The organism is Clostridium sp. AM42-4, from assembly GCF_003480105.1.
Lineage (GTDB): Bacteria > Bacillota > Clostridia > Lachnospirales > Lachnospiraceae > Brotaphodocola.
Genome location: NZ_QUIK01000005.1, coordinates 191,103 through 202,228, shown reverse-complemented (window position 1 = coordinate 202,228; position 11,126 = coordinate 191,103). Strand labels below are relative to the sequence as shown.

Here is an 11,126-nt window from a genome sequence, read left to right as displayed (position 1 = left end):
AAAGGCAACTCACACGGCCCTATTAAAGTGAAATAAATTGTTATTTTACAGCAGGTTCAGCATAACCGATGCGTAGAACACCCCATCTTTCCATTCAAAGTGGGCACCACCTTTGTAGCGTTTTGCGATATAGCGCACGGAGTCAGTCCCGATTCCGTTTCCCGGGTGTTTCGTGGAGAGGAGCTTCTGTCCATCCCATACCGGGCGGCAGGAACTGGAATTGTCCACGGCGACCGTGATGGAGGACATCTGGTTTTGCTGGATCAGAACGCGGATAAAGGAATCGCTGGCCTGTGCTTTGCAGGCTTCGAGGGCATTTTCCAGAAGATTTCCGATCAGAACGCAAAAGTCGGTTTCCGGGATGAGCAGCTTTTCCGGCAAATCGATTTTGAATGTCATGGGAATGGAACATTGTTTTGCCTGGTCTGCATAATAGGAAAGAACGGCATTTAAGGCAAGGTTTCCACAGTATAGCCGGTCGGATGAATCGGGAAACTGCTGCTCATATTCCTCCAGGTAATTCTTTAAGGAATCTAAGTCTCCACGGTTTGCCAGGTCCCGGATCACTGCCCGGTGCTGCCGGAAATCATGTCTCGCTCTGCGGTTTTCTTTGATGCGTACCTGGAGCTCTTCCGACTGCTTCCGCTGCATCTTCAACAGGTTTTCCATGGTTTTGTTGCGTTCCTGTTCTATGATCTGTTCCTGCAGGTTCCGAATGAATAAAAGGATCAGATGACTAATAAGGAACATGCAGACCAGAAGCAGGATCCTCGCTATAAGTGCGTTACTTTTTACATTTCCGTTGCGGATATTTCCGGTGAGGAGCAGGACCATAACGGTTGCGGAGCATGGCAGCAGCCATGCGGTCTTCCAGAAGTCCGGCAGCCGTACACTGAGCAGATCAGAAAGGATTCCTTTCAGGAACTTTGACATGAAAAATACGGTTGTCAGGGTAAGAATCAGGGTAACGGCACCAGCCTGCCATGACAAAAACGAAACATGAAAAATTTTCTGGCAGAGATAGAAGGTTGCACCACGGATGACCAGAAGGTAATCGACCGTAAACAAAAAAAGAAATGCGGTAATTCCAATATCCGCGTCAACTAAAAACATCATCAAGGCGAACAGAACCGGTATTGCCAGATATTGTGCGGAAACGCTGGAGAGTCCGAAGATCACGAGCAGGGAAAACAGGCAAAGATAAACCGATTCCCAGATGCACATCATCAAGAAGGACTTTTTGAATGCAAAACGCATGCGGTCGCAGACGGGCAGATAAGCCAATATAAAAAATGGAAATGTATTGAGAAATTCGTTAAAAACCAGTTCAATCATATCGATAACCTCTCTAAAACACGTCTAAGATATGCCTATCATACCATATTTTTCTGAAAAAATCTGTCAAGCTTGCAATAGTAATAATTTTTTCTCAATAAGCAAACCTGTGGTTAGCAACAACTAACAAAAATGACAAAATTGCTGCAAAGTTATTGACTGCTAACCGAGGTTAGCCTATACTAATCTAAAGTTAGCGGGTGCTAATATTCCCCGCTGATTCCATTTGGTGTAAGTGTTATATCAAAATATTACATCAGTTACAGTGCAAATTTATATACTACAAGAAAAGAAAGAAGATGAGTTATGATGCCACTTACTATGGCGCCGGTTGGACAGGCGAGCAGAATCCACAAGGTTGGAGGCAATGAGGAGTGCAGACGTTTTCTGGAGAATCTTGGCTTCGTGGCAGGAACCGAGGTTACTGTGATCTCAGCGATCGGAGGCAATGTGATCGTGAATATCAAGGATTCCAGAGTCGCAATTAACCAGGATATGGCACGTCACATCATGGTTGCGTAAGTAATCAGAAAGGACGTAACTATATACAAATGAAAAATATATCTGCCCGTGCCGGATGGTGATCAGGGCAGTGATCTTTGGGAAAGGAGATTTAAGACGATGACTTTAGGTGATGCAGCAGTTGGAAGTACCGTTGTGGTAACCAAGATCAGTGGTGATGGTGCTTACAAGCGTCGTATTATGGACATGGGTATCACGAAAGGAAGCGAGCTTTACATCAGAAAAGTTGCTCCTCTTGGAGACCCGGTTGAGATTACCGTCAGAGGCTATGAGCTGTCTGTCAGAAAAGACGATGCCCAGTGCGTAGAGGTAAAATAGTTAGTGTACGCGGCAGGAAACTTTGGGATTGAAAATTCTGCGTGATACAGTTTTTGTGACAAACAAAGAATCATACATAGGACAACATTGAAGAATGAAAGCCAGGATCTGGCTTCAGGGAGGAAGAAAATGGCAATTAAGATTGCACTTGCCGGAAACCCGAACTGTGGTAAAACAACCATGTTCAATGCCCTCACCGGTGCAAACCAGTATGTAGGTAACTGGCCGGGCGTTACGGTAGAGAAAAAAGAAGGTAAATTAAAAACAAAAGGAAAACATGAGGATGTGATCGTAACCGACCTTCCGGGTATTTACTCCATGTCTCCATATACACTAGAGGAGGTTGTCAGCCGTGATTATGTGCTGAAAGAGAACCCGGATGTGATTGTGGACCTTGTGGATTCCACCAACATCGAGCGTAACCTGTACTTAACCACCCAGCTCATCGAGACTGGTGTTCCGGTTGTCATCGCATTAAACATGACCGACCTTCTCGAGAAGAGAGGCATGAAGATCGATGTAGAGCGACTTTCCATGTTAATGAACTGCCCGGTGGTTGAGACCTCCGCATTAAAGCAGACCGGTCTTGACAAGCTGATCGATAAGGCAGTTGAGGTTGCCCACAAGAAAGAGGCAGCACTGCCGAAGGAAATCTTCACCGAGGAGATGGAAAAAGCAGTTGCCAAGGTTGCAGAGGTTCTTCCGGACAGCATCACTGCTGACAAGAAGAGATGGTATGCAGTCAAGTTCCTCGAGAACGACAGCAAGGTTGTTGAGAGCATCACGCTTCCAGCTTCCGCTGCAAGCATCGTTGAGGCAACCAGAAAAGAAATCGAAGAAAAGCATGATGATGATATGGAGAGTATTGTAACCGATGAGCGTTACAAATTCATCCAGAAGGTTGTTTCCTCTTCTGTAAAGAAGGGCAAAGACAAGATGACCGTGTCCGATAAGATCGACCAGATCGTAACCAACCGTATTCTTGGTATTCCGATCTTCATCGCGATCATGTGGGTTGTTTATTACATCTCCGTATCCACCGTTGGTACCTTTGTTACCGACTGGACCAACGATACCTTTGTAGGTGCCATTCAGGATGTTGCAACCAACTTCCTTACTAATGCAGGCGCAAGCGATTTCATCATCAGCCTGGCTGTTGACGGCGTCATCGGTGGTCTGGGTGCCGTCCTTGGATTCATGCCGCAGATGGCAATCCTGTTCTTATTCCTGTCTATCCTTGAGGACTGCGGCTACATGGTACGTATCGCATTCGTTATGGACCGTGTGTTCCGTCACTTCGGACTTTCCGGTAAGAGCTTCATCCCGCTGCTGATTTCTTCTGGCTGCGGTATTCCTGGAATCATGGCTTCCAAGACCATCGAGCAGGATAACGACAGACGTCTTACCATTATGACTGCAACCTTTGTTCCGTGTGGTGCAAAGCTTCCGGTTATCGCTCTTATGGGCGGTGTTATGGCTGGTTATGTAACCGGCTGGGATGTCGCTGGCATGATCACTCCGCTGATGTACTTCATCGGTATCGCAGCAGTCCTGATCGCAGCAATCATGTTAAAGAAGACCAAACCGTTCTCCGGTAAGCCGGCTCCGTTCGTTATGGAGCTTCCGCAGTACCATATTCCGTCTGCAAGAACTGTCCTGCTTCACGTTTGGGAGAGACTGAAAGGCTTCTTCATCAAAGCAGGTACCGTACTGTTCTTAGCATGTGTAGTTATGTGGATCTTAAGCACCTTTGGTGTACAGGATGGCGCATTTGGTATGGTTGAGGATTCCGCAGACAGCTTAATGGCTATCATCGGCGGCGCGATCGCACCGCTGTTCGCACCGCTTGGCTGGGGCGAGTGGCAGCCGGTTGCAGCAGCAATCTCCGGCTTCAGTGCAAAAGAGGGTATCGTTTCTACCATGGGCGTTCTTGCAAACGTTGCAGGCGATGTCGAGGACGCAGATACCGTTGCAGCTGGTGTTGGCATGTGGTTCCCGACTGCTCTGGCTGGTTTCAGCTTCCTGCTGTTCAACCTGCTTGATTCTCCGTGCCTGGCAGCAATCTCTACCATGGCAAAAGAGATGCAGAGCCGCAAATGGTTCTGGTTTGCAATTGTGTTCCAGAATGTATTCGCTTACGCAGTAACCCTGGTTATTTATCAGGTGGGATCCTTCTTACTGTACGGCACCTTCGGTGTTGGCACCGTAGTTGGATTCGTTGTATTACTCTTCATGCTCTTCATGCTGTTCCGTCCGGATCCGTATAAAGACCAGAAGACCTACGCAAAGAGATCGGTACAGGCTGCTTCATAATAATAGAAGAAGCGCTAAACGCAATAAAAAACAAATTAGAATTCTACAGCTCCGGTTTTCACCGGCCGGAGCTGCATTCAAATGGTATGGAAAGAAGGGAACGGAAGTGTTAGCAGATATTATCGTAGTGGCCGTCATCGCCGGATATTGTTTCTATGTGATCCGAAAGCGTCACCAGCAGAAAAAATCAGGTGGATGTTCCGGAAGCTGCGCCGGCTGTTCCGGTTGTGCAAGCTGTCATCCTTCCACTCCGGAACCAAAAACAAAATAAGAAACAAACAGATCAGGGCAGTTTTGTCTGCCCTTTCTGTAAAACCATAAGTTAGCAAGAACTAACCAAAATCAACCAGAAAGAGCAAACAACCAAGAGGAGGTATCATATGTCAGCTGAGGCAAAAAAAGGATTTATTATTTCGGAACTGAAGAAGAATGGCTGCCGGATTACCAGCCAGAGAAAACTTTTGATTGATGTGATTTTACAGGATGAGTGCAGCTGCTGCAAGGAAATTTATTATAAGGCAGCAAAACGTGACCCAAGCATTGGCATGGCTACGGTTTACCGTATGGTGAAAACACTGGAAGAAGCTGGTCTGATTCAGAGAAAAAACATGTATCGGATTGATTACGGTATGGGAGAACATATGGCATTCGCATGAAATGCAGAAGACGGTTCTGCCTCCGGGCTGAAACAGGAAGTTCATTTTCCGGGTGGAGAATCGTGAAAGGGAGTGTTAATGAGAAAGATTATCATTAACACTCCCTTTCTTTCCTTATTAAGAATTTTTATCAAAAAGACTCTTGTATTTTGAAAATGAATGCGTTAGAATAGCCAGTAAACAAAAAATAAAATTACATATGAGGAGGAATCCAGTCATGTTAAAATGTTTAAAAGCTTTCGATGTTAAGAAATCCGGAATTTTCGCAGCAGGTGTTCTGTTTGGTACTGCAGGCGTAAAAGTACTTGCAAGTGAGGATGCAAAGAAGTTTTATACCAATTGCACCGCAGCTGTTCTTCGCGCAAAGACATGTGTCCTGAACGTAGCAGCAAGCGTACAGGCAAATGCAGAGGATATCTACGCTGAGGCTCAGCAGATCAATGAGGAGCGCGCAGCAAAGGCTGAGGCAGCTGCATTCGCAGATGAGGCAGCAGAGGCTGAAGCAGAGGAAACCGAGGCAGCAGACGCTGAGTAATGCTTGTGGTTTAGGGCGGCATCTGTGACTTGCCGCCCGGTTTTTACAGGAATGTTACGGTGTTGGATGATACAGAATCGTAACGTGAAAACAGGAAAATGGGGATGCAGCAGATGCGATTGCATCCCTTTTCCTTTGAAATACATACAAAATACATATCCGTAGTGAAAAGAGGGATATCTCATGAAATTTGTGATCAAACATGAAATCCGCGGCAGAATCCGTGTCCAGATCCTGCAGGGCCGCATGAGCTTCGAGCAGGCTGATACCCTGCAGTATTACTTCAACGCGAAGCCGTATGCGATTTCTGTAAAAGTACGGGAACGTCTTGGCGAAATGGTCATTCATTTTGACGGAGACCGGAATGAGGTTGTCCGTGACTTGCAGACATTCTCTTATAAGAAGGCAGAAGTCCCGGAGTCTTATCTGCAGAATTCCGGCCGTGCCTTAAACAGTGAGTACTGGGACAAGCTGATGACCCGCGTGATCCTGCGTGCAGGAAATACCATGTTCCTTCCGGCCAGCATCCGGGCAGTGATCACGTCGGTGAAATCCGTGAAATATATATGGAAAGGAATCCGTACACTGGCAGCCAGAAAGATTGAAGTTCCGGTTCTGGATGCGACCGCGATTGGCGTTTCGATTATAAGAAGCGACTTCGATACGGCAGGTTCCGTCATGTTCCTGCTTGGTGTTGGTGAAATCCTGGAAGAGTGGACGCACAAAAAATCGGTGGGAGATCTGGCACGCAGCATGTCCTTAAACATCACCAAGGTATGGCTGGTGAGCGATGGACAGGAGGTACTGGTTCCGACCAATACCATCCAGAAAGCAGACCTTGTCCGTGTTCACATGGGCAATGTGATCCCGTTCGATGGCGAAGTGGTCGAAGGAGAAGCCATGGTCAACCAGGCATCCTTAACCGGCGAGTCGGTTCCGGCAGCCAAGACAGCAGGTGCCTCTGTTTATGCAGGCACTGTTGTCGAGGAAGGTGAGATCACCATCCGCGTCAAAGAAACCGGTGGTTCCAGCAAGTTCGACAAGATCGTTACCATGATCGAGGAATCAGAAAAATTAAAATCCTCCCTGGAGGGCAAGGCAGAGCATCTGGCTGATACGCTGGTTCCGTACAGCCTGCTCGGCACGGGTCTTACCTGGCTCATCACCAGAAATACCACGAAGGCACTGTCGATTCTGATGGTTGATTTCTCCTGTGCCTTAAAGCTGGCTATGCCAATTTCTGTTCTTTCCGCAATCCGTGAGGCCAATATGTATGACATTACGGTAAAGGGCGGCAAGTATCTGGAGGCGATGGCCGAGGCAGATACCATTGTCTTCGATAAGACTGGAACCCTGACCAAGGCGCAGCCGACGGTTGTGGATGTAGTATCCTTTAACGAGATGGGCAGCGATGAACTGCTCCGGATCGCGGCATGCTTGGAGGAGCATTTCCCGCACTCCATGGCAAAGGCAGTGGTTGATGCAGCAAAGAAGAAAAAACTGGTTCATGAGGAACTTCACAGCAAGGTGGAGTACATTGTGGCACATGGCATTTCCACAACCCTGGAGGATAAAAATGGCGAGAAGAAAGCCATCATCGGCAGTGCTCATTTTGTCTTTGAAGACGAGAAATGTACTATTCCAAAAGGAAAGCAGGAGTTATTCGATGCCCTTTTGCCGGAATATTCCCATCTGTATCTGGCAATCGACGGTGCCCTGGCAGCCGTGATCTGCATTCAGGATCCGCTGCGTGAGGAGGCCCGCGATGTCATTGCTTCCTTAAAAGAGGCAGGCATCAGCAAGGTTGTCATGATGACGGGCGACAGCGAGCGTACGGCAAAAGCGATCGCTGCAAAGGCAGGAGTCGATGAGTACTATTCCGAAGTGCTTCCGGAGGATAAGGCAAGCTTTGTGGAGAAAGAAAAGAATGCAGGCCGCAAGGTCATCATGATCGGTGACGGAATCAACGATTCCCCGGCGCTTTCCGCAGCGAATGTGGGCATTGCCATCAGCGATGGTGCGGAGCTTGCGAGAGAGATCGCCGATGTGACCATCGGTGCGGACAACCTCTACGAGGTGGTAACATTAAAGCTGATCAGCAATCATCTGATGAAGCGGATCAACTGGAATTACCGCACGATCGTAGGGTTTAACGCAGGCCTGATCGCGCTTGGTGTTCTTGGCATTCTGCCGCCTGCAACTTCTGCGCTGTTGCACAATACTTCTACGCTCCTGATCGGCTTAAAGAGCATGAAAAACCTGCTTCCAGAATAAAATGGGTGGCTGCTTTTCCGGAGAAGAAGTTTTCTATATAAAATAATTCGAACAATGTCAGAAATGAAAGATGTATTGAGAATTTTTTTATAGAAACAATTTGTACAACTTTGGAAAAGTGCTGGACTTGCATGGGATTATCGTTTATGATTATAGTATTCGCAGTCCGTTTTTTGCGTTTGTCAGGCCTGCTGCGGATATCCCATGACGGGACAGGAGGTTGTTGTATGCACGAATCAGGGGAAAACTATCTGGAAACAATACTGATGATCAAAGAAAAAAAAGGAGTTGTGCGTTCCATTGACGTGGCACGTGCGCTGAATTTTAGCAAGCCAAGTGTCAGCAGGGCCATGGGACTTTTGCGGGACCAGGGCTTCATTTCCATGGAGCAGGGTGGCGATATTCAGCTTACCGAAGAAGGTCTTGCAAAGGCAAAGTCTATTTATGCACGTCATTTGCTCCTTACCGCATTCCTGCAGGAGGTAACGGGTGTTTCTGAGGAAATGGCAGAGGAGAATGCCTGCCGCATGGAACACATCTTGGACCAGGAAGTGGTTGACGGCATCAGTGCTTATATGGGAAAAAGAAAATAAAGGTTGCCAAAGCTGTACTGTACGGAAATTTTTCTGAAGATTCCTGCTGTGTACAGTGACCAGTGACCACATGATATGCCGGGCCTAACCTGCCCGGCATATTGACATTCTGGGAATTTTGTGACAGAATGGGAAACGATAATGATAAGTTGTCGGGTGCTAACATAAGCAGTAACAACGGCTGCTGACAGCAGACCGGCAGAGCATAAAGAAAAGAAGGGATCATCATGACAAAGATTGATATCATTTCCGGCTTTTTAGGCGCAGGAAAAACAACATTTATTAAGAAGCTTTTACAGGAAGCAATCAAGGGCGAGCAGGTTGTCCTGATCGAGAACGAGTTTGGCCAGATCGGTATCGACGGCGGATTCTTAAAGGATTCCGGCATCGAGATCCGTGAGATGAACTCCGGCTGTATCTGCTGCTCCCTGGTAGGCGATTTCGGCAAGTCTCTGGAGGAAGTACTGACCAAGTATAAACCAGAGCGTGTCATCATCGAACCGTCAGGTGTCGGCAAACTTTCCGACGTTATGAACGCAGTGCGCGACGTGGCAAAGAATCTGGATGTCAAGCTGAACAGCGCTGTAACCATCGTAGATGCGACCAAGTGCAAAATGTATATGAAAAACTTTGGTGAGTTCTTCAACAACCAGATCGAGAATGCAGGAACCATCGTTATGAGCCGTACCGATGTGGCAGATTCCAAGAAGGTCTTAGCCGATGTAGAACTGCTCCGTGAGCACAATAAGGATGCAAGCATTGTGACCACCCCGATCGACCAGCTGACCGGTGCACAGCTCTTAGAGCTGATCGAAAAGCCGGACACCATGATGGAAGAACTGCTGGCCCAGGTAAAGGAGGAGCACGCACACCACCATCACCACGAGCATGGCGGGCACTGCGGCTGTGGTTGCGAGGATCATGACCACGAGCATGAGCACCATCATCACGACCATGATGAGGAGTGTGGCTGCGAGGATCACGACCACGAGCATGAGCACCATCACCACGATCACGACGAGGAGTGCGGCTGCGAGGACCATGACCACGAGCATGAGCATCATCATCACGACCATGATGAGGAGTGCGGCTGCGAGGACCATGACCACGAGCATGAGCATCATCATCACGACCATGATGAGGAGTGCACCTGTGGCTGCCATGACCACGACCATCACCATCATCATGCAGATGAAGTGTTCAGCAGCTGGGGCCTTGAGACCATCGATGCCTGCAGCAAGGAGACTCTGACTGCAATTTTGGAGGAGCTGGCTTACGGTAACGAATACGGCGATGTTCTCCGTGCAAAAGGCATGCTTCCGAGTGAGAAGGAAGGCGAGTGGTACTACTTTGATATGGTTCCAGAGCAGTATGAGATCCGCACCGGAGCACCGGATTACACCGGTAAGGTATGTGTCATCGGCGCAAATTTAAAGGAAGACGAATTAAAGAAAGCGTTCGGCAGAAACTAACTGCCTGCTGCATACGGGTATGGATTTTCTGAATTAGAAATTCTGTACCGCACAGTTGTGGCAGCAGATTTTGCCCGGACAGACCATAGGAAGGCGCTGAATGCATCAGCGCTTTCTTAAAAAGAAAAAAGGACAGGTACAAACTATGGGACCAATGATTGACGATGAAGTAACGCCGGTATTTTTGATCAACGGCTTTCTGGAGGCCGGAAAAACCGAATTTTTGTCCTTCACCATGGAACAGGATTATTTCCGTACAGACGGAAAGACCCTCCTGATCGTGTGTGAGGAAGGCGATACAGAGTATGACGATGCGCTGCTTGCAGACACCAAAACCTCTGTCGTATATGTAGACAGTCTGGAGGAGATCACACCGGACCGCTTAACTGAGCTGGAGCTTTTGCACCAGCCGGAACGTGTCCTGATCGAGTGGAATGGTATGTGGAACCAGGATGACCTCAAGCTTCCAAAGGACTGGACCATCTACCAGCAGATTACCATCATTGACATGTCGACCTTCGAGCTCTATGTTAAGAATATGAAGTCACTGTTAAATTCCATGGTAAAGAATTCTGAGCTTATCATCTGCAACCGCTGCGACGGAATCGAGGATCTGGACCGCTATAAACGTATGCTCAAATCCATGAATACCAAGTGTGATATTGTGTTTGAGGATGAAAATGGTGAGATCGACGAGATCTCCGAGGAAGATCTTCCATACGATATGAAGGCAGATGTGATCAAGATCAGTCCGGAGGCTTATGGCATCTGGTATATTGACTGCATGGACAAACCGGAGCGCTATAAGGGCAAGGTGGTAGAGTTTACGGCGATGGTCATGAAGTCTTCTAACTTCCCGAAAAACTATTTTGTTCCGGGACGTATGGCAATGACCTGCTGTGCGGAGGATATGACATTCCTTGGCTATATCTGCAAGTCTAAGGAGGCCAGAAACTTAGAAACCAGACAGTGGGTAACGGTACGTGCCCGGGTTGAGATTGAATACTGGCAGGATTATAACGGGGAAGGACCGGTGCTTTACGCCGAGGAGGTAGTGCCGGCAGAGCCGATCAAGGATGTAGTACAGTTTGGGTAACTGATGTGCTTT

Annotated in this window: 10 protein-coding genes; 9 read left to right on the top strand and 1 reads right to left on the bottom strand. The window is 47.8% G+C overall.

Going from position 1 to position 11,126, the window contains the following annotated elements; genetic code table 11:
- Nucleotides 1-45 precede the first annotated feature (45 nt).
- Complete coding sequence (locus tag DW922_RS06000) at nucleotides 46-1,335, bottom strand: sensor histidine kinase (protein WP_118726115.1); 1,290 nt, start codon at nucleotides 1,333-1,335, stop codon at nucleotides 46-48.
- Between the two features lie 306 nt (nucleotides 1,336-1,641).
- On the opposite strand from DW922_RS06000, the gene DW922_RS05995 reads away from it, so the two are divergent.
- From DW922_RS05995 to DW922_RS05950, 9 genes are all read left to right on the top strand, one after another.
- The gene (locus DW922_RS05995) at nucleotides 1,642-1,857 is read left to right on the top strand and encodes a FeoA family protein (RefSeq protein WP_347560041.1); all 216 of its coding nucleotides are present in this window, start codon (nucleotides 1,642-1,644) and stop codon (nucleotides 1,855-1,857) included.
- Nucleotides 1,858-1,956: 99 nt separating this feature from the next.
- Nucleotides 1,957-2,175 carry a ferrous iron transport protein A gene (locus tag DW922_RS05990; protein WP_118541053.1) on the top strand — a complete coding sequence of 73 codons (219 nt, stop codon included), beginning with the start codon at nucleotides 1,957-1,959 and terminating at the stop codon, nucleotides 2,173-2,175.
- A 129-nt stretch (nucleotides 2,176-2,304) separates the two neighbouring features.
- Entirely contained in the window at nucleotides 2,305-4,488 is a 2,184-nt protein-coding gene (feoB, locus tag DW922_RS05985; RefSeq protein WP_118726114.1) for a ferrous iron transport protein B, read from the top strand.
- Between the two features lie 380 nt (nucleotides 4,489-4,868).
- The gene (locus tag DW922_RS05975) at nucleotides 4,869-5,144 is read left to right on the top strand and encodes a transcriptional repressor (protein ID WP_118541047.1); all 276 of its coding nucleotides are present in this window, start codon (nucleotides 4,869-4,871) and stop codon (nucleotides 5,142-5,144) included.
- A 217-nt stretch (nucleotides 5,145-5,361) separates the two neighbouring features.
- Entirely contained in the window at nucleotides 5,362-5,679 is a 318-nt protein-coding gene (locus tag DW922_RS05970; protein WP_118718544.1) for a DUF6110 family protein, read from the top strand.
- A gap of 183 nt (nucleotides 5,680-5,862) precedes the next feature.
- Nucleotides 5,863-7,953: a heavy metal translocating P-type ATPase gene (locus DW922_RS05965; protein WP_118726113.1), complete on the top strand. Its 2,091-nt coding sequence runs from the start codon at nucleotides 5,863-5,865 to the stop codon at nucleotides 7,951-7,953.
- A 227-nt stretch (nucleotides 7,954-8,180) separates the two neighbouring features.
- The gene (locus DW922_RS05960; protein ID WP_118718543.1) at nucleotides 8,181-8,546 is read left to right on the top strand and encodes a metal-dependent transcriptional regulator; all 366 of its coding nucleotides are present in this window, start codon (nucleotides 8,181-8,183) and stop codon (nucleotides 8,544-8,546) included.
- Between the two features lie 227 nt (nucleotides 8,547-8,773).
- Nucleotides 8,774-10,018, top strand: a complete 1,245-nt coding sequence (locus DW922_RS05955) for a CobW family GTP-binding protein (protein ID WP_118726112.1) — start codon at nucleotides 8,774-8,776, stop codon at nucleotides 10,016-10,018.
- A 145-nt stretch (nucleotides 10,019-10,163) separates the two neighbouring features.
- Complete coding sequence (locus DW922_RS05950; protein WP_118718571.1) at nucleotides 10,164-11,114, top strand: GTP-binding protein; 951 nt, start codon at nucleotides 10,164-10,166, stop codon at nucleotides 11,112-11,114.
- Nucleotides 11,115-11,126 lie beyond the last annotated feature (12 nt).